This is a genomic window from Dolichospermum compactum NIES-806, assembly GCF_002368115.1.
GTDB classification, from domain to species: Bacteria; Cyanobacteriota; Cyanobacteriia; order Cyanobacteriales; family Nostocaceae; genus Dolichospermum; species Dolichospermum compactum.
The window spans coordinates 1,990,726-2,013,824 of record NZ_AP018316.1 but is presented as its reverse complement, the minus strand read 5'-3'; the positions used below and the strand labels follow the sequence as shown (position 1 = coordinate 2,013,824).

Below are 23,099 nucleotides of genomic sequence, written 5' to 3'. Positions count from 1 at the left end.
CGCAAGCGATGAGGGGGTTGGGGGTGGGGTTCTTGTTCCAGGTTTGATGACAATTTGCTGTAGGTTGAATGACTTTTAAAACATCCTCTTATAGAAATTCGTGCTAGAGATACTTCTATGATTACACCTTTTTTCCAACAGCTAAATTCACCTTTGACAAAAAAGCAAATCAACGTTTTACAAATTAATTTAGGAAAACGTTGTAATTTAGCTTGTAACCATTGCCATGTAGAAGCTAGTCCCAAAAGAAGTGAAGAACTAACACCGGAAATCTGTCAACAGTTAATTGATTTAATTGAGAAATTTCCCGAAATCAAAATTGTTGATTTAACTGGTGGCGCACCGGAAATGAATTATGGTTTTAAGCCATTGGTAGAAGCTGCTAGAAAGGCAGGTAAACAGGTAATTGTGAGATCAAATTTGACAATTTATTTCGTGGAGGGATTTGAGGATTTACCAGATTTTTTTGCTCAAAATCAAGTGAGGATTGTGGCTTCTCTCCCCTGTTATTTAGCAGACAATGTGGATAAAATGCGGGGAAATGGTGTTTTTGAACAATCAATTAAAGCTTTGCAATGGTTGAATAAAATTGGTTATGGTCAAAACCCAAATTTAGTTTTAGATTTGGTGTACAATCCTCCATTACCAAATAGTGAAGATTTTTCTCTAACTCCCGAACAAGTAAATTTAGAAAAGGCTTATAAAACCTTTCTGTCTGAAAAGTTTGATGTTCGATTTAATCATCTTTTCACGATTACTAACATACCTGTGGGGAGAACAAAGTTTCATTTAGAAAGAAAACAGCTTTATTCTAGCTATTTGCAGTTTTTAGAGTCTCACTTTAACCCCAAAACAATTGATGGTTTAATGTGTCGTGAACAACTTTCTATTGATTATTTAGGGAATATTTATGATTGTGACTTTAACCAAATGATGAATTTACCTGCAAAAACTCAGAATGGTGAAAAGTTGACAGTGCGTAAATTGTTAGAAATTGGTAGTTTGGATATATTTAATGAAGTCCAAACTGCTGAATATTGCTATGGTTGTACTGCGGGTTGTGGTTCTAGTTGTGGTGGCGCTATAGTATAAAGTGACAAAGATTAAGAATATATATATGTCATCAAATAACTATCTTGTAAAGAAATTTGCAGTAGTTGAACTTCTAATTTTTAGATGCAGTAAGATGAAGTTGAGTTAAGTCTCCTCACACCACATTTTTTCGTAAAGCCGTGAATTTATTTTTTCACGGTTTTTATTTTTTGTGGCTAAGTAAGATCAAAAATCTCAAAAATGGTATGATTTGGGTTAATAATTATCAGTAACAGTATATGGCTTTCTGGTTATTTCAAGGCAATCCCCAGTATTATCGCGTTTTAGATGCTATTAAAGAGTTAGAACAAATACCTTGGTTGGTAACTCTAGATGTAATGCTAATGTCCATGCAAAATATATATCGTACTCGTCATATTCAGGATAGTCAAAAAGCTATATATGTCAGAAATACCTATACAAAAACCCAATAGTCCCCAGATTCCCACATTTACCTCCATTCCCGAAGAAAGATTGCACCGTCAACAGCGACTGGCGGCTGCATTAAGGCTATTTTCCCGATTTGGATTTGATGAAGGTGTTGCTGGACACATTACAGCCCGTGACCCAGAAAACCCCGAACATTTTTGGGTGAATCCTTTTGGAATGCACTTTGGTTTAATTCGAGTTAGTGACCTAATCTTAGTTAATCAGCAAGGTGATGTAATTTACGGTAATCGCCCAGTAAATCGCGCTGCTTTTGCTATTCATTCTCAAGTTCATGCAGCCCGTCCTGACGTGGTAGCGGCGGCACACGCTCATTCTATCCATGGAAAAAGTTGGTCTAGTCTTGGTCGTCTGCTTGACCCCCTGACTCAAGATGCTTGTTCTTTTTACGAAGACCACAGTATATTTATGGATTATACGGGAGTTGTTCTCGACTCGGCAGAAGGTAAGCGCATTGCTGACACTTTAGGAAAAAATAAGGCCGTCATTCTCAAGAATCACGGTTTGCTGACGGTAGGTAAAACTATTGATGAGGCTGCTTGGTGGTTTATCACGATGGAGCGTTCTTGTCAAGCTCAATTATTGGCGGAAGCTGCTGGAATACCTAGCCCGATTAAGCCAGAGTATGCGAAGATAGCTTATAGCCAAGTGGGTTCTCCTGAGATGGGTTGGTTTAGTTTTCAGTCTTTGTATGAGATAATTGTGCGGCGAGAACCCGATTTGTTGGAGTAATTTCTGTTGCGCTTATGAAGGTTATGGGTGGGATTTAATGTAGGGGTAGCGCCCCCGTGCCTACCCCGGTATTTGGGGCAACCACAGGGGGTTGGCATCTACAAAATTAAGCGCAAGACCTAAAGTAAAGACAGAAAGACAGGGCGCAAGCCCTGCGCCCCTAGGATTGTTCGATGATTCCGCCACCCAATACCGTATCTTCGTCGTACCAAACCGCTGCTTGTCCGGGGGTGATGCTGAATTGTGGTTCATCAAATACTAACCGGACGCGGGAATCTGGTAGGGGAATTACTGTGACGGGTACGGGCTGGGAACGATAACGGATTTGGACTTCGGCGCGAATGGGGGCGACGGGTTCAGCTATGGAAACCCAATTTATCCGATTTATTGTACATTCTGACTGAGTTCCTTTGGTGCGATCTCCTACAACTACCTTGTTATTTGCTGCATCTAATTCAATTACATACAAGGGTTCGGCGGCGGCGATGCCTAAGCCTTTTCGCTGACCAATGGTGTAATGGTGGACACCATCATGTTGTCCCAAAACTTTACCAGTGGTATCCACAATATCACCGGGTTTGGGGGCTAAATATTTATCTAAAAATGCCCGCATAGAACCATTGCTTTCTACTAAGCATAAATCTTGACTTTCTGGTTTATCGGCGGTTTTTAAGTTGTATTCAGTGGCAATTCGGCGAGTATCGGTTTTATTCAGTTCACCCAGGGGAAAAATTGTTGCCCCTAATAAGTCTTGGGATAAGTCATAGAGGAAATAAGATTGATCTTTGTTGCGGTCTACTGCTCGTAACAACTGGTAACGATTAGTGGTGTCATCGTAGCGGATTTGGGCATAATGACCTGTGGCGATTTTATCCGCTGCCAATTTTTCCCTTGCATATTCCACCATTGGACCGAATTTCACCGTTTTGTTACATTGGGAACAAGGCAACGGCGTAATGCCTACGCTGTAACCTGTCACTAAAAAATCAATAATTTCTGTTTGAAAGACATCCCGAATATCAACAATTTCATGGGGTATACCCAATTGTTCACAAATATCAGCCGCGTCGATCATTCCTTCAGAGCAACATTGCCCTTTGCCTTTCATCAGCCAAAGAGTTAAACCAATTACATCATAGCCTTGATTATGCAGCATAGCGGCGGCTACGGAACTATCAACGCCACCGGAAAGACCAACGACAACTTTTTTCATATTTTTCAAAGTCTTTGGGGCTTAATTGTTGCCACAAAGAGATTTTTATTTAACCACAAGGTGCGAGACTGCCCAATTATAGCACACATACTTATCAAGCCTGAAGAGGATGGCAAAAGTAAAGTCTCCAGATTGTCCAGATTAGTGAGAAAATAAAAACTTGCAATTATCTTTACCTTGTATTGTTGACGGACAAAAGGAATTTGAAAAAATGTGGCAAAGAATTACGTTCATTTTATTATTGGTGTTGAGCTTTAGCTTGAGTAGTGTTGGTGTGGCTAATGCGGCTGGACTGAATAGGTTTGTAGATAGTGCTGACGGTTATCAGTTTGATTATCCAAATGGTTGGTTACAAGTTAAAGTTGGTGATGGGCCTGATGTGGTGTTTCACGATTTAATTGAAGTATCAGAAAATGTGTCTGTGGTAATTAGTCCCGTTGCTTCTGGTAAAACTTTGGCGGAATTGGGAACGCCAACAGAAGTTGGTTATAAATTAGGAAAGGCGGCTCTTGCTCCTGTAGGTTCTAATCGGACTGCTGAGTTAATCAATGCGGCTGAAAGAGAAGTAAATGGAAAAATTTACTACTTTCTAGAATATGCAGTTAAATTTCCTAATGGACAGGAAAGACATAATATTTCTAGTGTGGCTATTAGTCGTGGTAAGCTGTTTACGTTTAATGCTTCAGTTCCTGAGCAACGTTGGAAAAAACTACAACGGATGATTGATGAAGTTGTGAGTTCTTTCAGTGTTTATTAATAATTACCCTGTGCAAAATTAATTGAACATTTAAAAATTCCTAAACTCATCAATTTTGTAGGTTCTACCCCCTGTGGTTTCCTCAAATATCGGGGTAGGCACGGGGGCGCTACACTTCATAAACCTCATGAAGTAACCCAATTTCGTGGTTTCCTCAAATATCGGGGTAGGCACGGGGGCGCTACCCCTACATTAAATTCAAATCTTCTAATTAATTTTGCCTGGGTACTGAATTAGAAATGGTGGTAATTGACAATTAACTATTATCAATTACCCAAAAAATTACTTATACAGAAATTTATGAAAATTCCACAATTTGTGCTTGCTTCTGCCTCCCCTGCCCGTCGTCGGTTATTGCAAACTGTGGGAATTGAACCAATAGTTTGTGCGAGTGATTTTGATGAGTCGCAAATACAACTAACTGAACCTGGGGAATTAGTGAAAACGCTGGCTAGGTGTAAAGCGGAAACTGTGGTTTCCCAATTTCCATCGGCTTTAGTGATGGGCTGTGATTCGGTTTTGGCTGTGGGTGGAGGGATTTACGGTAAACCAGGGGATGCTGAAGAAGCGATCGCTCGGTGGCAATTGATGCAAGGTAATTTTGGTGACTTGTACACTGGTCATATTTTGATTGATACTACTAAAAATCAAACTGTGGTTAAATGTCAAGTTACTAGGGTGTATTTTGCGAAAATGAGCGATCGCGCTATTCTTGCCTATGTAGCCACAGGTGAACCTCTTCAATGCGCTGGGGCGTTTGCTTTAGAAGGTTTTGGGAGTTTATTTGTGGAGAAAATAGAGGGTTGCCACAGTAATGTGATTGGTTTGAGTTTACCCTTATTGCGGCAGATGATCGGGGAATTAGGATATGAAGTTACAGATTTTTGGGGATAGTGACAATTGTTTTTAATAGCAAATGTGAGATTTTTTGAATGACTAAAATACCAGAAAATATTCGATTGAAGGAGCTAGTACCGCTTCGCAAAAGTCAAAAGTCAAAACGAATATACAATGAGCTTTCCAGTAGTGTTCCCAGTTAAGAGTTCCCTGTTCCCTTGCCCCAACGACAATTTTTAACGCCCACCTACTTATATTTATAGACGCAACAAAATGGTGCAGATGATTGTAAACTAGGAAATAAATTGTATTTCCTAAAGTAAGATGTCTTCTATTCCTTCCCTTCGTGAACAACAACATCCCCTGATTCATAAACTAGCTGATTGTATTGAAGCGGTTTGGCATAAACACCTAGACTTATCACCATACCATTTACCTGCGGAATTGGGATATGTAGAAGGTAAATTAGAAGGTGAAAAACTGATTATTGAAAATCGTTGTTATCAAAGTCCCCAGTTTCGCAAAATACACTTGGAACTAGCAAAGGTGGGGAATATGTTAGATATTCTGCACTGTGTGATGTTTCCTAGTCCAGAATATGATCTTCCCATGTTTGGCTGTGATTTAGTCGGAGGTAGAGGTCAAATTAGTGCTGCTATTGCTGATCTTTCGCCAATAAACTTAGATCGAATTTTACCAGATGGTTATAATTTGCAACTTAGTAAATTAACCACAGCCAATTTTTCTCAACCCCGTGAATTGCCAGAATGGGGAAATATTTTTTCCGATTTTTGTCTGTTTATTCGTCCTAGTTCCCCCGAAGAAGAGACAAGTTTTTTGTCTCACGTAGAATCATTTTTAGATATTCATTGTACCCAAGCGATCGCATCTAGTCCAGTTGCACCGGAAAAAGTGGCTCAAATTGTTGCTGGACAACATAATTATTGTACCAAACAACAACAAAATGATAAAACCCGTAGAGTTTTAGAAAAGGCTTTTGGTGTAGATTGGGCAGAAAATTATATGACTAAAGTTTTATTTGACTTGCCAGATTTACCAAAATAATCTGAGGAAATATTACCAAAAGTGTCAGCAATTAAAAATTGCTATTACCTTATCTGTAAAATGCGTTACGTTTTCCCTCAACTGATAAATGTAGAATTTATATGAAGTTATCACCACTGATACTTTTGGGAGGGAAAACTAACGTTAATCACTAAAATTCCTAGTTATCTGGTTTTGGCTGATAATTAGTAATTATTAATTGTTAAAATTCTTACCTATTTGCTCAAAAGTTTTATTTTCTCTTGTAAACTGCAACTTTTGAAGTTTCGCATATTTTCTTAAAAATGAAGTGTGAAATCTCAACTACTAATGATTTATTAAATCTACCAATTGTATCCCAGGTTGCTTTGAGACAAAAATTTTCATGTCAAGATAATACACCTGAATAATCACAGAGTGTAGTTTCTGCAAGGTTGATCATACCCAACAATAATTATAAACTTGCCAAAACAAAAGACCAAAAAGGTGTAAGTCTTGCATAAAGTTTGCTGTGGATTTTAATTACAGCTAATTTACTTTTTTAGTTTCATCACCATAATTCAGATAAATAGGTTAAATATCATGTCAAGGGTGAATGAAAAATCAAAATCCCCAGAAAAGGCGCTTGAGCAACCGAAAATTTGGTTGAGTATTGCCGTAGCTTTACCAGTCGCTATAGCGGCTGGGTTCTTAGCTACAGCAAGAATGGAACAATTAAAAAAACTAAGTTCTGCTGTAACTGTAGCCCCAGTTCCTAGTAGTATTACTGCCATAGGACGCTTAGAACCAAGAGGAGAAGTAATTAAACTTTCTGCCCCAGCGGGTTTATCAGGAAGTTCACGAGTCCAGCAACTTTTAGTGAGAGAAGGACAACGAGTACAGCAAGGACAGGTTGTGGCAATTTTAGATAGCCGCGATACTAGTATGGCTGTGGTGGAAGAAGCCAAAGCTAAATTGCAAGAATCCCGTGCGAATTTAGCCCAAGTTAGTGCTGGACCACCAAGAGATGCTCAAGCTCAAAGATTCATTATTTCTCGCTTACAAGCCCAATTGGCGGGGGAAAAAGAGGCTCAACAGGCGACAATTAGCCGAATTGCTGCCCAGTTAAGTGGTGAGAAGATTGCCCAACAAGCCACCGTTAACCGTTTGGAAGCGGAATTATTGGGACAAAGAAATTCCTTGAAAGCTAATATGGAGAGGATTCGAGCCGAACAACGAAATGCTCAGGTAGATTATGGGCGCTATGAATTTTTATACGGACAGGGTGCTATTTCTCAACAAGAACGCGATCGCCGCCGCTTAAGTGCGTTAACTACAAATCAACAGTTAATCGAAAGTCAAGCTAGTTTAAAACGGGCAATAGATACCATCCAACAGCAAGTTTCCGAAGCTAGAGCTAATCAAATTAAAACCCTGGCCACTCTACAACAGCAGTTAATTGAAGCCACAGTCAACCGTAACAAAACTGTCTCCACTTTACAAAGGCAAATAGACGAAGAAAGAGAAAGATTAAGCAGAATATTAGTAGTTAGTCCATTAAATGTCCAAGTAGCTCAAGCACAAGTTACTAATGCCATTGCCTTAATGAGAAAAGCTCAAGTAGAACTTCAACAAAGCTATGTTAAAGCTCCTAGTTCTGGTGAAATATTAAAAATTCACACCAAATCTGGGGAAATCATGGGAGCAAATGGAATTGCGGAAATTGGACAAACAGATCAGATGTTCGTAGTTGCAGAAGTTCCTGAAGATAGTATTAATAAAGTCCGTTTGGGTCAAACTGCTACTATCTCTAGTGACAACGGCGCATTTAACGGTCAATTAAAAGGCTCAATCACATCAATTGGTAGAAAAATTGGCAAAAAAGATGTCTTAAATAATGATCCAGCCGCAGACATTGATGCCAGAGTTGTAGAAGTGAAAATTGCCTTATCTCCGGAATTTACCAAGCAAGTTTCTGGTTTAACTAACGCTAAAGTCACCGTAGAAATTAATGAGAATTAACGTTATATTTCTATGCCAAATATTCATGTTCAACTACTTAATTAGTATCCAGATCAAAAGATTTAGAAAATGGCAGTAAAAATACCTTTATCTTGGCTACAACTGACAAGAGAAAAAACTCGCCTAGCCGTAGCTTTGTCAGGTATTGCCTTTGCTGATATTTTAATGTTCATGCAGCTAGGTTTCCGCGATGCACTCTATTACAGTAATGTCAGAATGCACAGTAGTCTAGTTGGCGATGTAGTTTTAATTAACAGTCAATCTAATGCTGTTTTGGCGATGAAAACCTTTTCCCAACGGCGTTTATATAAGGCGTTAGATTTGCCCACAGTTCAATCGGTACATCCTATATATTTAGACTATACAAGCTGGAGAAATCCTGTTACAGGTCGTCCTCGCAGTATCTTAATTTTTGGCATGAATCCAGAAGTTAATCTTTTTGATTTACCCGGAGTCGAGGAAAATTTAAATAAACTCAAACTGCCTGATGTGGTTTTATATGACCGTTCTTCTCGGGTAGAGTATGGTCCGATTGCTGATAGTTTTAATGCCGGAAAAGTTGTCACAGCAGAAGTTCGCAGAAGAAAAGTTCAGGTCGGTGGATTATTTACATTAGGAGCGTCTTTTGGTGCAGATGGAAATTTAATTACCAGTGATGTTAACTTTTTACGGATTTTTAATAACCGTCAACGGGGATTAATTGATATTGGTATTATTAAGTTAAAACCTGGTGCAGATCCCATAGTAGTAGCTCAGGAATTGCGGAGTTATCTACCTACAGATATTAATGTTTTAACTAAGGAAGAATTTATTGAATTTGAAAGAAATTATTGGGCAAGTAGTACGGCTATTGGCTTTATTTTTACATTAGGAACAATTATGGGTTTTATTGTGGGAACTGTAATTGTTTATCAAATTTTGTATACAGAAGTCAATGATCATTTATCTGAATATGCTACGCTCAAAGCTATAGGCTACACTCAAAATTATTTACTAACTGTGATTCTTCAAGAGGCTTTTTTATTAGCAGTTGTTGGTTACTTACCTGGATTTGGCTGCGCTCTGGTTCTTTATAATGTTGCTAGGGATGCTACACTTTTGCCTATATTTATGAGTTATAATCGCGCCATTATGGTAATCATGTTAACTATTTTAATGTGTTTTATTTCGGGGATGATTGCTATTCGGAAATTAAGCTCTGCTGATCCAGCGGATATTTTTTAGATTAGTTATTGGTCATTGGTCATTGGTCATTGGTCATTGGTCATTGGTCATTGGAAAAAACAATATTTATTTTTCCTTCTTTCTCCGAACTCCGAACTCCGAACTCCGAACTCCGAACTCCTTTTATTATGATCAACAAAGAACCTGTAATATCTATTAAAAATATCAATCACTACTACGGTAAAGGATCGTTGAGAAAACAGATTCTATTTGATATCAGCTTGGAAATATATGCCGGAGAAATTGTGATTATGACTGGACCATCTGGTTCAGGGAAAACGACTTTATTAAGTTTGATTGGTGGGTTAAGGTCGGTACAAGAGGGAAGTTTAAAATTTTTAGGTAATGAATTGTGTGGTGCTAGTCAAAACAAACTGGTACACATGAGACGTAAGATTGGTTATATTTTCCAAGCTCATAATTTATTGGGTTTTTTAACGGCTCGACAAAATGTGCAAATGGCTGTGGAATTAAATAATAGTATTTCCCAATCAACGGCTATTTCCCAGTCAGAGGAGATGCTGGCATCTGTAGGTTTACAAGAACGGGTTAACTACTATCCAGATAATTTATCTGGTGGACAAAAACAAAGAATAGCGATCGCTCGCGCCTTAGTCAATCATCCTCCCCTAGTCTTAGCCGATGAACCAACAGCCGCATTAGATAAACAATCAGGACGTGATGTAGTAGAAATTATGCAGCGTCTGGCTAAAGAACAGGGAACTGCTATCTTATTAGTAACTCACGACAACCGGATCTTAGATATTGCTGATCGCATTGTAGAAATGGAAGATGGTCTTCTCACTCGTGATGCTCAAAATATTACTTCTGGGCATAACTCGTAATTTGGGTGATCCGTCTTCTTAAATGCATATTATGTATTGCCAGTCAAAAGTTTTTCTCAGTTTTGAATTTTTTGATATTTGTTAGTAATTGAAAGTGGTGATTATTTCTGAATATAGTAGTATGCACTTGAATGAGATACAGAATTTACAATAAAAGCCATACGGTAAGAGACTCTTAACTCCTGACTCCTGGTATAGCATCTACAGGATGTTACCCTACTCACTACTGTTGTTTCGTCATAGGAGTTTGACGGCTAGTTCTAAATGTCACATTTACCCCCTCATTTGACTGTTCCAATACCAGCAACGGAGTCGGTTTAGCCTTTTGATCCCAGTGTATATAAACAATCTGACCTTTAATAGTAGGTTGCCAAGTATCGTCATCATCCCTGGGACTAAGGTATGTTTATTTAACCAGCGTTATTTTCCTATTTCCGTAGGTGTGGCAAATATACGCAATTATGAAAATCAGCTACAACATCAACCTACTTATGTGACTACAGCAGCCGAAGGAGATGGTTTTTGCGAGTTGTGTAGTTATATTTTACAAAACTGTCAGGGTTAGGAGGAGTCAGGAGTCAGGAGTCAGGAGTATGGCTAACGCCACGCTCCGCTATCAGGAGTATGGCTAACGCCACGCTGCGCTATCAGGAGAAAGAAGAAAGAAGAAAGAAGAAAGAAGAAAGAAGAAGAAAATTCCCTGTTCCCTCCGAGAAAGTAACCTTCACGACTTTTTTCTCGATCTGCCATCACCTAAAATTAATGTCATCATCTCCTAATGATTATGCAGTTCAGTTAAAGGAGAAAGCTAGATACATCAGTGTTTCCAGCAATTCTCCCTGGAATTACTGTGCTGTTTTCCCACCATTCATAGAGATATTATATATAAAAATACTATATTCAATATCAGAAATCTATAAGCTAAGACTATACTATTTTTATATTTTCTTTGTTATTTTGTATTCAACTGAACAGTTATTCCACACAAAGCCAGTTTAAATAAAAATTAGTTCAACTACTTTACCGTTCTTCAAGTTCAGTGAAAATTTCCCAGATAATTTGTTGTACTTGCCACATTGGCAAAATTCTCTCAATCTCATCTACATAGGACACACAATCATGCTAAAAACAAATAGTCAACCGATGATTCTCTCTAGTTTTGTCAACCCTATCACAGAAAACCATTCAGTTAAAAACAAGTTTGATTTACTGCAAAACATCCGTCAATGGTTCGACGAAATTGAAATTGATAATCGTCGAGTTGCTAGATTAATTGCTAGATTAATTCCTGCCCAATGTCCTTTTGAGCGTGATATCGTGGTTTTTGGTCGAAAAATTGCCCATATTCCACCTTTATGCAAATTTAACCCCCTGTATGAACAGTTTGTCGGCTTGCGTTTTCGTGCATTATGTTATTTAGTAGATAAGTGTGGAGAAGACATCCAATCTTATTGTTAAATACAACTAATGGAAATTAAAGTCGTACATCAACCAAATCTTGCACATCTTAATGAGTTAGATGTATTCAACTGGCCAATTTGGGAAAAGGAAATATCTAAATTTTCCTGGACTTACGATGATCAAGAAACTTGCTACTTTTTAGAAGGTAATGTTGTTGTCACTCCTGATGGAGGACAAGCGGTACAAATGGGTAAGGGAGACTTAGTAACTTTTCCCGCTGGGATGTCGTGTACATGGGAAATTACCAGCGACGTAAAAAAACATTATTGCTTTGATTAATATTTCTGCAATCTCAATAACTAATATCTGAAGATGTGGATTGGATATTATTTAGAGGTTGGCTAAGGATCCCAAAATATCATCTACAACTAAATTAATTTCGGGGAATGCTTGAATTGACATTTTTTCTCCTCGACTTAGTTTTTGAATGTCGCTATAACCATTTTCGCTAGAGTAGCGATAAACTTTTGCTAATTGTATAGTCATAATTAACTTCCTATATTTACCTTTATTTTTAATATAGCAATCAGATCCCCGACTTCTCAACTCAATTGATTGATTATTTATTAACAAGATATAACAAAGAAGTCGGGGATCTAGGTTTACAAATAATCAAAAAATACTTCGGGAACTAATCGTAATTCACCAGATTTGAACCGAGAAATATCTACCCACAATGCGCGATGTTGACGTTCTGGTGTTTCTGCAAAAGTTAAACTTTCGATTTGATAAAACTTGGAATCAGCAAAGTCACATTCATAGAGTTGAATGATTTCATGTCCTTGTCTACCGTCAAAGGTAAATAAGTTTTCAATACAAGTTAAATAGCGAATATTTGTTAATTCGGCTTGAATTTCTTCTTGAAACTCTCTAGCTAAGGCTATGCGGCTAGTTTCGCCAAATTCTACGCCACCACCTAAAGCTCGATAGAATGTCGATTGTTTTGTAGAATCGAATCCTTCAGAAACAAATATTCTATTACCATCTCGAATTAATGCTAAAACAATTACCCGGATTTGACCTTCTTTATTCATAACTACAATTAATTATCGTAAATGGAAGAGGGACGACTTTCACTATCTTCTATAGACCAATCTGGATTTTCGCCACCAATGTATAGTTCTTCGATAGTGACGTATTCTTCAGTTAGTTGAGTGAGGGTGTTGATGAGAATATCTAAGGCGATCGCATCACTTGTACCTAAATCAAACCAACAACGCCCCCATTCTCCTTCGTATTCAAATTCACCCATGTTGTGCATCAAAGCCATTAAGCTCTTATCATAGCCTTTTGCATCATAGTCCATGTAGCTGATATCAAATCCTGCGTCTTGGATTTGTAGATTTTCCGCATTAAATCCCCCTAATTTACCTAGATAAAACCAGGAATTGAATACTTCTTCTACATATTGTTTTTCCCGTTGGGAGGGAACATTGCTGAACTTAAACCAAATCCAAACATCAAAAGGATTAAACTCGCGGAATTGAACTTGCATTTTTGTAATTGGTAATTGGTAATTGGTAATTGGTAATTGGTAATTGGTAATTGGTAATTGGTAATTGGTAATTGGTAATTATTCCTCTTGCCTCTTGCCTATTCCCTCTTGCCTATTCTTTGAATACTAACAGCCTGATTGCGTTCATGTTCAATTTGTTTGACTAAATTAGCAGGAAGTTGGGATTTTTTGGCTAATGCTTTGTCAAAATAAGTTATTGCTTCCTTAATTAAATTCTGGCTTTTTTCCGCCTTCCCCTTTTCATGGAGAATTTGGGCTTTGAGATAGTGAATTTCCGGGTTGTCAGCAGTTGTTTTTAAAGCGCGGTTGACATAATCTGAAGCTTGGGAGTATTGTTTTAAATCTCGATAGGCTAAAGCAATACCTCTATTTACTAAATAATTAGGAGCAGCATTTTTTTCCAATCTTTCAATTACTTGATCTGGACTAGTAAAGGGTAAATTCACAGCTAACATTAAATCCATATAGCCGCGAATTAAGTTTAACTCTGGATCATTGGCAGAAATCTCTTCGGCTTTGTCAAGATATGTATAGACTTTTCTCAACCGACTTAAAGCTTGAGGTACACCATTTACAGTTCCTTCCCGATTCAAAATTACCGCCCCTGTCAAAAAATGACCAACCGCAGTATATAAGTTACCACGTAATGGATCACTGGCGATTAGATTTTGTCCAGTTTCTAGGGTTTTGCTGCTGTATTTTTCTAAACTAGCGCTATCTTGATTTTGATATGCTAAAGAAGCCTGAATGGCGTAAATCAAAGGTTCATTGGGTTCGCTGGAGGCAGCTTTTTGTAAAGCATCTTTGGCTGTGGGATAATTTCCTTGTTGAAAAATAGCATTAAAAGCGGCTTCTGTGCGATCGCCAATTTTACGCGGTTCTCGACTGCGAAAGGGATCACCCGCAAAGGAGGGATTTACCAACATATTGAAAAGGATGGAAGTAGCCACAGTCACCTTAAAAAAAGTAGGCGATCGCCAAAATATCCTTAATTGAGGAATTAAAAACTGTTTAAACATGATAGCCTTTCTGAATAATTACGGTTGAAATTGTTGTATCTATTACCTAAAATGCCAAAATAGTGAATTATAAATTAGTCTATTTCCGCCAAAAATTTTCATATACTAAACACGGGTGAGATTTAAACTTTTGCCAAATGACAAAGAACTCAGATGTGTAGGGGTTTAGAATCAAACAATCAAGCCGTTTTGAGTATAACTTGGTAATTTACACAAATGCTCTATCTTAGAAATCTAACTTATCATCCCACAGCCTGCCCAAAAGCCATTCTCCAAGCGATAAATTTAGAATTACCACCCCAGAAACTAGGTTTAATAATTGGTCCTAGCGGTTCGGGTAAAAGCACCTTATTAGAGATTTTATCTGGATTGGCTGCTCCTACTGCTGGTGGAGTTTTCTGGAGAGAACAGGGACTCATAGCCGAACAGTTACAACAATTAGCAGGTTTAGTATTTCAATTTCCAGAACGCCATTTCTGCGGAGGGACAATTTTAGAAGAATTACGCTTAGGACATCCTGAACTGGGAACGGAACAGGTTAAACAAGCATTAACAGAAGTTGGATTAGATCATTTATCCTTATCTGCATCACCTCATGCTTTAAGTGGTGGACAACAGCGACGTTTGGCTTTAGCGGTACAATTAATTCGTCAACCCAATTTATTATTATTAGATGAGCCTACAGCGGGTTTGGACTGGTCAATGCGTCGTCAACTGATAAATTTACTAGCCAAATTGAAAAAAGATTGGACACTGTTAGTTGTAACACATGATGCAGGTGATATGTTACCAATAGCTGATTATTGTTGGACATTAGATCATGGGGTTTTAACATCAGGAGTCAAGAGTCAGGGAGAAGAGGTAAAATCTGCTTAATTCTAAATTAATTTTCATAATTTTTAACCGCAGATAAACGCGGATAAATTAATGGATTTTATGATTTTGTGCAGCCTCACATAAAATTGGGATAAGACTGGATTTTTCACTAAAGATAACTTAAAAAAATTAATTTTCACCAATGGGTTTAGAATCTTTACCAATAGCTAATTTGCCAGAAATGGCGGAAATATGGCAAAAAACTCTGAATTGGCAACCAACAACTGATCAAGCACAGCAATTTCAAAAGCTTTATCAATTAATTATTGCTGGAAATCGTCAACTTAATTTAACTCGCATTACTGAACCTGACGAATTTTGGGAAAAACATCTTTGGGATTCTTTACGGGGAATTGCACCTAAACAAGTATTTATTCCTGGGATTGAAAAGGGTAAGCGGATAATTGATATTGGTACAGGTGCGGGTTTTCCTGGTATTCCTATTTCTCTGATTTTTCCTAATTCTCAAGTTACACTTTTAGATTCTACGGGTAAGAAAATTACTTTTATCGAGACAGTTTTATCAGCGCTTACTCTGAATAATGCTAAAACTTTACTGGGTAGAGTGGAAGAAATTGGTCAACAAATTCAACACCGACAACAGTATGATCTGGCTGTAATCCGGGCTGTGAGTAATGTTTTTGCTTGTGCGGAATATTCCTTACCTTTGGTGAGAAAAGGCGGTTTGGCGGTAATTTATCGCGGTACTTGGACTCAAGCAGAAAATGAAAGTTTAGAAGCTGCTGTTGAGCAATTAGGTGGAGTCATTGAATTAATCGAGGAATTTTCCACTCCCTTGAGTAATAGTATTCGTCATTGTCTTTATTTGCGAAAAGTATCCAGCACACCAATTAGTTTTCCCCGTGGGGTTGGTATACCTAACCAAAAACCAATTTAATCAACGGATTTCTCGATTTTAGATTAGATTGGTGATTAGATATCTAACAGCGCGAGAGCATCAACATCGTTATAAATGGCTGAACCAAAGGTTCAACAGTAGCTAAACGCTGATAGCGAAAACAAACCTAAAATCCCAAAATCCAAGTGTTAAATTTGTCTCAAAATGGGTGTTCTGTACGAGTTGCTTCTGCAACAGAAGAACTGCTGACACCAACTGCTGTTGCTCTTGGCAAATTTGATGGTGTTCATCTTGGTCATCAAAAAGTGATTCAGCCAGTATTGCAGTCAGCATGGAGTGAGGAGAATTCAGTCCGCCCCTACTCAACCGTTGTTACATTTGATCCCCATCCCCAAGAGTTTTTTACAGGACTTCCCCGTGATTTGTTAACACCACTAGATGAAAAAGTTGCACAATTGCGATCGCTTGGGGTAGAGCAACTGGTATTATTACCCTTCGATAGAGAACTATCTGCCCTTTCTCCCGAAGAATTTGTAGATAAAATCCTGGTTCAACAACTGCAATGTCAACAAATTAGCGTGGGACAAGACTTTTGTTTTGGCAAAAAGCGCATGGGTACTGCTCAAGACTTGCAAGCGCTCGCAGCGAAATACAACATACCCGTAACAATAGTTCCTATAAAAACTGATACAGATATTTTGCCAGCAACAGATGATGCTCGCATCAGTACCTCATTAATCCGCGAAAGTTTGGAAGTAGGTGATATTTCCAAAGCAAATCGGCTTTTGGGCAGACCTTACAGCCTCACAGGTGAAGTAGTAACAGGTGAAAAATTAGGGAGAACTATCGGCTTTCCTACCGCTAACATTCAACTACCAAAAGACAAATTTTTACCCCGTCATGGAGTTTACGCTATTGAGGCAATTCTCCCTAACGAAACTCCAGACAAATCACCCATTCAGCAATTTGGAGTCATGAATATCGGCAACCGTCCCACAGTCAATGGTATAGATACTCGTGTAGAAGTACATTTATTAGATTGGTCTGGTGATTTGTATGGAAAAAATTTGCTGGTACAACTAGTCAAATTTTTGCGCCCCGAACAGAAATTTACTTCCGTAGAAGCACTGAAAAATCAAATTCAACTTGATTGTACAGCAGCTCAAGGATTTTTTAATTCTTAATATTGGGGGAATTTTCAATGGTAATCTAAACAGTACAGTGATTTTTAGGTAAATAAACCAAATTTTAAAGTCTCACGCAAAAGACCAAAGGCGCAAAGTCGCAAAGGAAGAAATTGACACTCTCAACGGACTTAGCCGCTGAGAGTGTCAATTAATAAGGATCTGAATCAAACCTTCCCCGCTTCACACTTCTGAGATAATAACCCCGTGACGGTAATTTATTTAAGTCGAAAGTGTCACCTCTAGGCACTCGCCAGATTTTGTAGTCGTGATAGGTGAGAGGAGTACCCTTTTCACAAATTTCTGGGAGATGATCTCCTAAGACAAAATATGCTGAACCTTTACCCACAACTTTAGCAATACCATATTTATCAACTAGTAAAGATGTTTGTTCACTAATTGCTATCCCCAACGCTTTTGAAGATACACCATCTTGAATTTGTCGGGCAATAAAAACCATAATTCTTCCCATTCTTTTGCGTTCATCAAAGTGGGTATCAATGATAGTTCCCCGCAAATATTTCCACTGGAAAAAATTATAGGTAAAGGTAATATTCCCGTAAGGATCATCAAGGGCTTCATGAGTTTCAATACTATCTTCACAAGCACAAGAATCATAAACATATTCACTTTGAATCATCGCCCCGGCACTTGTACCCCCAATCGCACCGCCTTTATCGTAAACTGACTTAATAGCAACTTCTAACTTAGTGTTTTTCCAGTGGCGAATATATTCACATTGATCACCACCTGCAAAGAAAATTACGCCAGCATTTCTGACTTTATCAAAAATATCGGTTCTGTTCGCTTCTTGACGATTACGAATGATCAGAGTTTCTACATACTTGACACCTCTCATGCGATAAATTAACTGATTGTAATCATCATTACCAGCAGCCCGAATGACTAAAACATTAACTTTATTGTCGCTGTAACTACCGCCCCTGACTTGATTAATCATCCATTGGATAGCGTCATCAACATCAGTCCCACCTCCACCTAAGTTATGAACAGGACCAGCTAATTTAGGGAGTTTATAAGCTGGTTTAGAGGTGGGAGTCTGACTATCGGCGATGATATCCTCAAAGAACCGTTTTAACTTAGCTGTTAAACGATCTAGAATGCGATTTACCATCTTCAATAAGCTGTTTTTTGCATTCTGCAAACGCTTGGATGTATTTAGGAATGCCTTTGTCATATTCAAATCTTGTCAAGCAAACAGCAATCATTTCTAACTTTCGCATTGTCCGGGGCTAAATTCCTAGCGTACAGGGTTTGTAGTGTTTTTTTATGGCAAATTATCAGCGTAATCTTATCTTTGATTCTCGTTAAGTGGGTTGGCGTTAAAAATTGTCGTTATGGCAAGGGAACAGAAAAATCAGTTGTGTAATTAATTCTGTCCTATTACTTACCAAGCAATTTCTGCTCCTTCTTGCACTACTCTTTTATAAACCATTTCTGTTTGCTTACCTAATTTTGTCCAGCTAAATCTCTTGTCTAAATCTGCATAAGCGTTATTTACCAACCATTGACAATAATCTGGATTTTTCAAAACTTCTAATATTCCCCAAGCTACAGAGTCGGAGTTATTTACCCAAGTGGTAATTCCCGTTTTTCCGTGTTGAACTACTTCCGGTAAACCACCAGTATCGGAAACTATGACTGGTACGCGAGAGGCAAAACTTTCTAAGGCAACTATACCAAAGGGTTCATAAAGACTGGGAAAAACTGCACAGTCGGCAATGGTTTGAAATTTATCCAAGTATTCATCAGTCAGGAAACCAGTGAAGTAACACTTGTGCCAAATTCCTAAATCCCAAGCTTGACGTTTAAGATGGTCAGTATTACCGCCACCGACGATGACAAATTTAACATTACCTTTCATTTCCCATAGTACCTTGGGGGCAGCATTGAGTAATACGGGTATGCCTTTTTCATAGGTCATGCGACCAAGATAATAAACAATTTTTTCATAATCTGCGGCAAATTGTCGCCGAAAATCCTGAGCATGAAAATCTTGATGATGTATTTTCTTTTCTGGGCGGATACCATTATAAATTACGTCAATTTTATCATTACTAATATGCAGTGTTTGGATCATTTGCTGACGCATATATTCACTACAAACAATGACTCGCCAAGCATTGTGAGCTAGTGCATATTCTTTATCATGAATATAGCGTTGGGTATCATTATGAATGCCGTTATAGCGTCCATGTTCGGTGGCGTGAATTGTGGCAATGAGGGGAATTTTAAAGGTATGCTTGAGAGCGATCGCTGCATCTCCAACTAACCAATCATGGGCATGAATCAGATCAAATGGACCTTTTTCTAGCAACAACTTACCGCCATGTTCTCCCATGCTCTCATTTAAGTTCACCACCCAGTGGAAAAAATCGTTACTAGCAGGCACTGGGACACGATGGATATGAATTCCTTCAACTACCTCATACAAGGATGCTGGACCGAATTCTGGCGTGATTAGGTGGATATCATGACCTAGCTTGATTAGTTCCGGGTACAACTCAGCAACGTGACGAGCAATTCCGCCAACTATCCTCGGTGGAAATTCCCAACTCAGCACTAATATCTTCATTTGACTCCCCGATGATTGACAAAAATCTCAAAAGTTTAAAAACTATAATTATCTCAAAAAAAATAACTTTGGCTACTAAGATGAGCATTTTTACTAGATATTCATCAGACTAAACCATATTGCATGACTCGGTGACTCCTGACTGGGCGCGGGGACTGCGCCCCTACCTGCTGACTCCTTAAATTAAGTTGCAAGAACTTGATACAGCTTGTTTAAGTAAAACTGCATATTCTTCACTACTAATATGATAAGCGCCAAATCTAGCTAAATGAGGATTCATCATTTGTGCGTCAAATATTCTAAATTTCCGTTGACGCAATCTTGCCACTAACTTCACCATTGCTACCTTAGAACCTTCGGAAATGTTGAAAAACATGGATTCACCAATAAAAGCACCACCAATTACAATTCCTAATATTCCCCCAGCTAATTTATCACCTAACCAAGTTTCAAAACTATAAGCGTAACCATTTTGGTAAAGTAACTCATAAATCTTGACTAGTTCTGGAGAAATCCAAGTTGTGTCGCGGTTAGCACAGCCGGCAACCACGCCCAAAAAGTCCCGGTTAATGGCGACTGTAAACCTTTCTTGGTTAATGACGCGCTGTAATGATTTAGGATAGCGAAAGCGTTCATCTAAAGGAATGAGAGTTCGTTCATTACTTCCATACCATCCCAGGTTATTACTTTCATCAGACATGAGAAAATAACCTTGAGCATAACCCCGAACAATAGCAGCAACATCATATTCCATTATCTTCTTCTAAGATTACCCTAGCGAACAAATTCTATATAAAATATACAAAAATGACTTCAGTAATTCCATCCATTACCTTACCCCCTTCGGAAAATCCCCAGCAAGAAGGAGAATGGTTACAACAAAACCTGTTGCATTGGCTTGATGAAGAGTTTATTCCTGAAGCAATTAATCAAAATATTGCCCAGCGGGCATCACAGATTTTTGTGAGACAACGCATGGAGGGAGAAAATGATTTAGGTTCTCTGGTAATTGCCATTGTGACAGAGATGCAATCATTTGATTTTTCTAAAAGTTTTTTTGGAGAGTTTGCGATCGCCAACGCCGTTAGCGATCTACTCTTAGATAGCCTGGGAATTGATTATTGTTGTGGGCAATAATCCGGGAGGAGTCAGGAGTCAGGAGTCAGGAGTCAGGAGTCAGGAGTAAAACTATTTTGATACTTGATTTTTGGCTTAAATTTTTTCATTGATTTACCTGCAATCTACCGTATCTTGGTCATCAGTCATTGGTTCAAAGTAAATGACCATTGACAACTGACAACTGACAACTGACCATTGACAACTAACTCTACCAGCTAGACTTAACAACACCAGGTAAAAGACCTTCGTGAGCCCATTCCCGGAGTACGTTCCGAGACAAGCCGAAATCACGGTAAACGCCTCTAGGACGACCGGTTAACCAGCAACGGTTGTGCTTACGGGTAGGCGCACTGTTACGGGGTAATTGTTGAATTTTACGGTGAACTTCTAACTTCAGCAACGGAGATTCTGCTGTTCTGAACTCTTCTAATAGTGCTTCTCGCTTTTCAGCATACTTAGCTACCATTTTAGCGCGTTTCTTCTCGCGCTCAATCATACTTTTTTTCGCCATGAATTCCCTAATCTAATGAAAGACAGCATTCCCCATTCTACACCCTGATTGACAATTATAGAGAAATTGGCAATAAAGATAGTTACCAAGAATGTAAAGCACGTAGCTGGGGTGTTTTTTTGACTTGATGGGCTTGCATTCTCGTGAGGACATCATCTAAAATACCTACGGCTTCAATAATATAATCACCCTTATTGAGCATTACACATTCTGCCCGTTCTGACATGGCAGCATCAGTAATTTCTGCCCGTGACGGCATTCCGTGTTTAACAAGATTTTCTAAGACTTGAGTTGCCCAAATTACGGGGATATGGGCAGCTTCACATAACCATAGTATTTCCTCTTGAATTTCCGCCAGCCGTTGATAACCAATTTCCAGGGCTAAATCTCCTCTGGCAATCATAATTCCAAAGGGTTGTTTGCCGGCGGCTTGAATAATTAATTCTGGCAAATTACTCACTGCTAAAGGGGTTTCTATTTTCGCAACTATGGCAGGTATGGGAGAATTTTCTGGTAATCTTGTCGCTAATTCTTGTTGCAAAAGTTGAATATCTGCTGGTGTTTGCACATAGGAATAACCGATAATATCAACTTGATTAGCATGGCTGGCAATAAAATCTAAATCTTGTTGATCTTTTGTTGTTAAAGGACTCAAATGTAAGTCAGTGTCAGGAAAATTAATGCCTTTTTCTGGTAATATTTTCTCACCTTTGAGACGGGCATGGGTGATTTTCAACCACACTCCCTCGGATGTAATTGACTCGACATAAGCACCAATGCGCCCATCATCAATCCAAACTAATGTACCGATTTTCAGTTCTGTTAAGACTTCGGGAATTGTGCAAATAACTTGGAAATATTCAGAATCAATAATTGTGGGTAAATCACAGGTAAGGAGGAGAGATTCTCCTTTAAATATTCGCTGTTTGGGACTGGGGACAATGGCAAATTTAATTCTGGTTTTGGGACCACTCAAATCCATGAGAACTTTACAAGAAGATCCTAATTCTAATTCTGCTTGTTTAACATGATTAATCATTGCTAACCATTCAACAGAGGTATCATGGGCGCAATTAATTCTCACACAGTTTGTTCCTTGTCGAATTATATCTCGCAGGAATTCATAATTAGTAGCGGCTTCATTTGGTAAAGTTACCATGATTCTAACTCGACGCTTATTGAGAGTTTTGCCAAATAAATCTTCGGTATTTTGTTTAAGTAAGCGATCGCCTTCAAAAAATGCGTCCAAAGGTGGATGTATATTCATAGAATCCTTATCTGTGCCACAAACTGCCTGTAATGTGGCAATCACCGCATCTAAAGTCGGTAAAACCTTAGCTTCTATCCTCCCCAATGAGGACAAACCCCAAGGCATTAAAGCCGCTTGCAGTTCGCGTAAATCGTGTCTTCTTAGTGCCAAATAATAGGCAAGATTGAGACTACTATTAATAAAAGATTGTCGGTGAATTTGCTTTTTCCATCTTTGAAATATTTCCCTGCCTTCCTCATCAACAGATTGACGAAGTTCTTGTAATGTGGTAAGCAAAATACAAGGATCAGATAAGTCCAAGTCTATATTAGTAGACCGCATATTAATAAATTCAACTCCACTAATTTAAAAATCTTTTTTTATCTAACCACAGAGGCACAGAGGTAACAGAGAGAAGAAAAAATTATTGACTGAATTGTATTGGACTATAACGGATATTTAAATTCACTTTTTACCTACTGTTAACTAACCCTTTCAAAGAAAATAAAAATGTTAA

26 protein-coding genes and 2 pseudogenes are annotated in these 23,099 nt (G+C 38.4%); 17 read left to right on the top strand and 11 right to left on the bottom strand.

Annotated elements, in window-relative coordinates:
• The first annotated feature begins 117 nt into the window (after positions 1 to 117).
• The 3 genes from arsS to CA730_RS09695 all read left to right on the top strand — a co-directional run bounded on the left by arsS (position 118) and on the right by CA730_RS09695 (position 2,271).
• Entirely contained in the window at positions 118 to 1,092 is a 975-nt protein-coding gene (arsS, locus tag CA730_RS09705; RefSeq protein WP_096666808.1) for an arsenosugar biosynthesis radical SAM (seleno)protein ArsS, read from the top strand.
• A 239-nt stretch (positions 1,093 to 1,331) separates the two neighbouring features.
• Positions 1,332 to 1,526: a hypothetical protein gene (locus CA730_RS25150; protein WP_197705516.1), complete on the top strand. Its 195-nt coding sequence runs from the start codon at positions 1,332 to 1,334 to the stop codon at positions 1,524 to 1,526.
• Complete coding sequence (locus CA730_RS09695; RefSeq protein ID WP_096666806.1) at positions 1,495 to 2,271, top strand: class II aldolase/adducin family protein; 777 nt, start codon at positions 1,495 to 1,497, stop codon at positions 2,269 to 2,271. Before CA730_RS25150 ends, CA730_RS09695 begins: the two co-directional genes overlap by 32 nt.
• Before the next feature lie 160 nt (positions 2,272 to 2,431).
• On the opposite strand, the gene mnmA is transcribed toward CA730_RS09695, so the two are convergent.
• A complete protein-coding gene (gene mnmA / locus CA730_RS09690) occupies positions 2,432 to 3,484 on the bottom strand; it encodes a tRNA 2-thiouridine(34) synthase MnmA (protein ID WP_096666804.1) in 1,053 nt (350 codons plus the stop codon).
• Between the two features lie 211 nt (positions 3,485 to 3,695).
• On the opposite strand from mnmA, the gene psbP reads away from it, so the two are divergent.
• From psbP to CA730_RS09660, 6 genes are all read left to right on the top strand, one after another.
• A complete protein-coding gene (gene psbP, locus CA730_RS09685; RefSeq protein WP_096671416.1) occupies positions 3,696 to 4,241 on the top strand; it encodes a photosystem II reaction center PsbP in 546 nt (181 codons plus the stop codon).
• A 300-nt stretch (positions 4,242 to 4,541) separates the two neighbouring features.
• Complete coding sequence (locus tag CA730_RS09680) at positions 4,542 to 5,135, top strand: Maf family protein (RefSeq protein WP_096666802.1); 594 nt, start codon at positions 4,542 to 4,544, stop codon at positions 5,133 to 5,135.
• Between the two features lie 267 nt (positions 5,136 to 5,402).
• Positions 5,403 to 6,143 carry a phycocyanobilin:ferredoxin oxidoreductase gene (locus tag CA730_RS09675; RefSeq protein ID WP_096666800.1) on the top strand — a complete coding sequence of 247 codons (741 nt, stop codon included), beginning with the start codon at positions 5,403 to 5,405 and terminating at the stop codon, positions 6,141 to 6,143.
• A 561-nt stretch (positions 6,144 to 6,704) separates the two neighbouring features.
• The gene (locus CA730_RS09670; RefSeq protein WP_096666798.1) at positions 6,705 to 8,123 is read left to right on the top strand and encodes an HlyD family efflux transporter periplasmic adaptor subunit; all 1,419 of its coding nucleotides are present in this window, start codon (positions 6,705 to 6,707) and stop codon (positions 8,121 to 8,123) included.
• Between the two features lie 69 nt (positions 8,124 to 8,192).
• On the top strand, positions 8,193 to 9,347 hold the full coding sequence (gene devC, locus CA730_RS09665; RefSeq protein WP_039203688.1) for an ABC transporter permease DevC: 1,155 nt from the start codon (positions 8,193 to 8,195) through the stop codon (positions 9,345 to 9,347).
• 128 nt (positions 9,348 to 9,475) lie between these two features.
• Positions 9,476 to 10,192 carry a DevA family ABC transporter ATP-binding protein gene (locus CA730_RS09660; RefSeq protein ID WP_096671414.1) on the top strand — a complete coding sequence of 239 codons (717 nt, stop codon included), beginning with the start codon at positions 9,476 to 9,478 and terminating at the stop codon, positions 10,190 to 10,192.
• Positions 10,193 to 10,415: 223 nt separating this feature from the next.
• On the opposite strand, the pseudogene CA730_RS25560 reads toward CA730_RS09660, so the two are convergent.
• Positions 10,416 to 10,598 (bottom strand): annotated as a pseudogene (locus CA730_RS25560) (hypothetical protein); the annotation flags it as partial.
• On the opposite strand from CA730_RS25560, the pseudogene CA730_RS09655 reads away from it, so the two are divergent.
• From CA730_RS09655 to CA730_RS09645, 4 genes and pseudogenes are all read left to right on the top strand, one after another.
• A pseudogene (locus CA730_RS09655) lies at positions 10,599 to 10,757 on the top strand (HAD family hydrolase); the annotation flags it as partial.
• Positions 10,758 to 10,816: 59 nt separating this feature from the next.
• Entirely contained in the window at positions 10,817 to 11,191 is a 375-nt protein-coding gene (locus CA730_RS24275) for a hypothetical protein (protein ID WP_157749947.1), read from the top strand.
• 120 nt (positions 11,192 to 11,311) lie between these two features.
• The gene (locus CA730_RS09650) at positions 11,312 to 11,650 is read left to right on the top strand and encodes a Mo-dependent nitrogenase C-terminal domain-containing protein (protein WP_096666795.1); all 339 of its coding nucleotides are present in this window, start codon (positions 11,312 to 11,314) and stop codon (positions 11,648 to 11,650) included.
• A 9-nt stretch (positions 11,651 to 11,659) separates the two neighbouring features.
• Positions 11,660 to 11,932 carry a cupin domain-containing protein gene (locus tag CA730_RS09645; RefSeq protein ID WP_096666793.1) on the top strand — a complete coding sequence of 91 codons (273 nt, stop codon included), beginning with the start codon at positions 11,660 to 11,662 and terminating at the stop codon, positions 11,930 to 11,932.
• Between the two features lie 51 nt (positions 11,933 to 11,983).
• Here the strand turns inward: CA730_RS09645 and CA730_RS24270 are convergent, their stop codons facing one another.
• The 4 genes from CA730_RS24270 to CA730_RS09630 all read right to left on the bottom strand — a co-directional run bounded on the left by CA730_RS24270 (position 11,984) and on the right by CA730_RS09630 (position 14,188).
• Complete coding sequence (locus tag CA730_RS24270; RefSeq protein ID WP_157749946.1) at positions 11,984 to 12,139, bottom strand: hypothetical protein; 156 nt, start codon at positions 12,137 to 12,139, stop codon at positions 11,984 to 11,986.
• A gap of 116 nt (positions 12,140 to 12,255) precedes the next feature.
• Positions 12,256 to 12,687, bottom strand: coding sequence for an NUDIX hydrolase (locus CA730_RS09640; RefSeq protein WP_053538962.1), 432 nt, complete (start codon positions 12,685 to 12,687; stop codon positions 12,256 to 12,258).
• Between the two features lie 8 nt (positions 12,688 to 12,695).
• Positions 12,696 to 13,148: a DUF3531 family protein gene (locus CA730_RS09635; protein ID WP_096666791.1), complete on the bottom strand. Its 453-nt coding sequence runs from the start codon at positions 13,146 to 13,148 to the stop codon at positions 12,696 to 12,698.
• A 98-nt stretch (positions 13,149 to 13,246) separates the two neighbouring features.
• Positions 13,247 to 14,188 (bottom strand): Sll0314/Alr1548 family TPR repeat-containing protein, encoded by a 942-nt coding sequence (locus CA730_RS09630; protein ID WP_096666788.1) that lies wholly within the window; start codon positions 14,186 to 14,188, stop codon positions 13,247 to 13,249.
• A 216-nt stretch (positions 14,189 to 14,404) separates the two neighbouring features.
• Between CA730_RS09630 and CA730_RS09625 the strand changes: the two genes are divergently transcribed.
• From CA730_RS09625 to CA730_RS09615, 3 genes are all read left to right on the top strand, one after another.
• Positions 14,405 to 15,064, top strand: coding sequence for an ABC transporter ATP-binding protein (locus CA730_RS09625; RefSeq protein WP_096666786.1), 660 nt, complete (start codon positions 14,405 to 14,407; stop codon positions 15,062 to 15,064).
• Between the two features lie 142 nt (positions 15,065 to 15,206).
• Positions 15,207 to 15,962 carry a 16S rRNA (guanine(527)-N(7))-methyltransferase RsmG gene (gene rsmG, locus CA730_RS09620; protein WP_407919781.1) on the top strand — a complete coding sequence of 252 codons (756 nt, stop codon included), beginning with the start codon at positions 15,207 to 15,209 and terminating at the stop codon, positions 15,960 to 15,962.
• A 146-nt stretch (positions 15,963 to 16,108) separates the two neighbouring features.
• A complete protein-coding gene (locus CA730_RS09615) occupies positions 16,109 to 17,107 on the top strand; it encodes a bifunctional riboflavin kinase/FAD synthetase (RefSeq protein ID WP_096666783.1) in 999 nt (332 codons plus the stop codon).
• 151 nt (positions 17,108 to 17,258) lie between these two features.
• Here the strand turns inward: CA730_RS09615 and CA730_RS09610 are convergent, their stop codons facing one another.
• The 3 genes from CA730_RS09610 to aat form a co-directional block, all read right to left on the bottom strand.
• Positions 17,259 to 18,305, bottom strand: a complete 1,047-nt coding sequence (locus CA730_RS09610) for a cyanophycinase (protein ID WP_172891168.1) — start codon at positions 18,303 to 18,305, stop codon at positions 17,259 to 17,261.
• A gap of 210 nt (positions 18,306 to 18,515) precedes the next feature.
• Positions 18,516 to 19,703, bottom strand: coding sequence for a glycosyltransferase family 4 protein (locus CA730_RS09605; protein WP_096666777.1), 1,188 nt, complete (start codon positions 19,701 to 19,703; stop codon positions 18,516 to 18,518).
• A gap of 178 nt (positions 19,704 to 19,881) precedes the next feature.
• The gene (gene aat, locus CA730_RS09600; RefSeq protein ID WP_096666774.1) at positions 19,882 to 20,457 is read right to left on the bottom strand and encodes a leucyl/phenylalanyl-tRNA--protein transferase; all 576 of its coding nucleotides are present in this window, start codon (positions 20,455 to 20,457) and stop codon (positions 19,882 to 19,884) included.
• A gap of 53 nt (positions 20,458 to 20,510) precedes the next feature.
• Here aat and CA730_RS09595 point away from each other — a divergent pair, with 53 nt between their 5' ends.
• Complete coding sequence (locus CA730_RS09595) at positions 20,511 to 20,840, top strand: hypothetical protein (RefSeq protein WP_096666770.1); 330 nt, start codon at positions 20,511 to 20,513, stop codon at positions 20,838 to 20,840.
• Positions 20,841 to 21,030: 190 nt separating this feature from the next.
• Here CA730_RS09595 and rpsN read toward each other — a convergent pair whose 3' ends face one another.
• Both rpsN and CA730_RS09585 read right to left on the bottom strand, forming a co-directional pair.
• Complete coding sequence (gene rpsN / locus CA730_RS09590; RefSeq protein ID WP_027404105.1) at positions 21,031 to 21,333, bottom strand: 30S ribosomal protein S14; 303 nt, start codon at positions 21,331 to 21,333, stop codon at positions 21,031 to 21,033.
• Positions 21,334 to 21,415: 82 nt separating this feature from the next.
• Entirely contained in the window at positions 21,416 to 22,924 is a 1,509-nt protein-coding gene (locus CA730_RS09585) for a pyruvate kinase (protein ID WP_096666767.1), read from the bottom strand.
• Positions 22,925 to 23,099: the final 175 nt, after the last annotated feature.

What these genes read in the sequence shown, in the direction of transcription:
- CA730_RS09645 (WP_096666793.1), top strand. Translation starts at nt 11,660, where the DNA reads ATGGAAATTAAAGTCGTACATCAACCAAATCTTGCACATCTTAATGAG.
- CA730_RS09660 (WP_096671414.1), top strand. Translation starts at nt 9,476, where the DNA reads ATGATCAACAAAGAACCTGTAATATCTATTAAAAATATCAATCACTAC.
- aat (WP_096666774.1), bottom strand. Translation starts at nt 20,457, where the DNA reads ATGGAATATGATGTTGCTGCTATTGTTCGGGGTTATGCTCAAGGTTAT.
- CA730_RS09695 (WP_096666806.1), top strand. Translation starts at nt 1,495, where the DNA reads ATGTCAGAAATACCTATACAAAAACCCAATAGTCCCCAGATTCCCACA.
- CA730_RS09630 (WP_096666788.1), bottom strand. Translation starts at nt 14,188, where the DNA reads ATGTTTAAACAGTTTTTAATTCCTCAATTAAGGATATTTTGGCGATCG.
- CA730_RS09680 (WP_096666802.1), top strand. Translation starts at nt 4,542, where the DNA reads ATGAAAATTCCACAATTTGTGCTTGCTTCTGCCTCCCCTGCCCGTCGT.
- rpsN (WP_027404105.1), bottom strand. Translation starts at nt 21,333, where the DNA reads ATGGCGAAAAAAAGTATGATTGAGCGCGAGAAGAAACGCGCTAAAATG.
- CA730_RS24270 (WP_157749946.1), bottom strand. Translation starts at nt 12,139, where the DNA reads ATGACTATACAATTAGCAAAAGTTTATCGCTACTCTAGCGAAAATGGT.
- CA730_RS09595 (WP_096666770.1), top strand. Translation starts at nt 20,511, where the DNA reads ATGACTTCAGTAATTCCATCCATTACCTTACCCCCTTCGGAAAATCCC.
- CA730_RS09640 (WP_053538962.1), bottom strand. Translation starts at nt 12,687, where the DNA reads ATGAATAAAGAAGGTCAAATCCGGGTAATTGTTTTAGCATTAATTCGA.
- CA730_RS09670 (WP_096666798.1), top strand. Translation starts at nt 6,705, where the DNA reads ATGTCAAGGGTGAATGAAAAATCAAAATCCCCAGAAAAGGCGCTTGAG.
- CA730_RS09585 (WP_096666767.1), bottom strand. Translation starts at nt 22,924, where the DNA reads ATGCGGTCTACTAATATAGACTTGGACTTATCTGATCCTTGTATTTTG.
- CA730_RS24275 (WP_157749947.1), top strand. Translation starts at nt 10,817, where the DNA reads ATGGCTAACGCCACGCTGCGCTATCAGGAGAAAGAAGAAAGAAGAAAG.
- CA730_RS09605 (WP_096666777.1), bottom strand. Translation starts at nt 19,703, where the DNA reads ATGAAGATATTAGTGCTGAGTTGGGAATTTCCACCGAGGATAGTTGGC.
- rsmG (WP_407919781.1), top strand. Translation starts at nt 15,207, where the DNA reads ATGGGTTTAGAATCTTTACCAATAGCTAATTTGCCAGAAATGGCGGAA.
- CA730_RS09650 (WP_096666795.1), top strand. Translation starts at nt 11,312, where the DNA reads ATGCTAAAAACAAATAGTCAACCGATGATTCTCTCTAGTTTTGTCAAC.
- psbP (WP_096671416.1), top strand. Translation starts at nt 3,696, where the DNA reads ATGTGGCAAAGAATTACGTTCATTTTATTATTGGTGTTGAGCTTTAGC.
- devC (WP_039203688.1), top strand. Translation starts at nt 8,193, where the DNA reads ATGGCAGTAAAAATACCTTTATCTTGGCTACAACTGACAAGAGAAAAA.
- arsS (WP_096666808.1), top strand. Translation starts at nt 118, where the DNA reads ATGATTACACCTTTTTTCCAACAGCTAAATTCACCTTTGACAAAAAAG.
- CA730_RS09610 (WP_172891168.1), bottom strand. Translation starts at nt 18,305, where the DNA reads ATGACAAAGGCATTCCTAAATACATCCAAGCGTTTGCAGAATGCAAAA.
- CA730_RS09625 (WP_096666786.1), top strand. Translation starts at nt 14,405, where the DNA reads ATGCTCTATCTTAGAAATCTAACTTATCATCCCACAGCCTGCCCAAAA.
- CA730_RS25150 (WP_197705516.1), top strand. Translation starts at nt 1,332, where the DNA reads ATGGCTTTCTGGTTATTTCAAGGCAATCCCCAGTATTATCGCGTTTTA.
- CA730_RS09675 (WP_096666800.1), top strand. Translation starts at nt 5,403, where the DNA reads ATGTCTTCTATTCCTTCCCTTCGTGAACAACAACATCCCCTGATTCAT.
- mnmA (WP_096666804.1), bottom strand. Translation starts at nt 3,484, where the DNA reads ATGAAAAAAGTTGTCGTTGGTCTTTCCGGTGGCGTTGATAGTTCCGTA.
- CA730_RS09635 (WP_096666791.1), bottom strand. Translation starts at nt 13,148, where the DNA reads ATGCAAGTTCAATTCCGCGAGTTTAATCCTTTTGATGTTTGGATTTGG.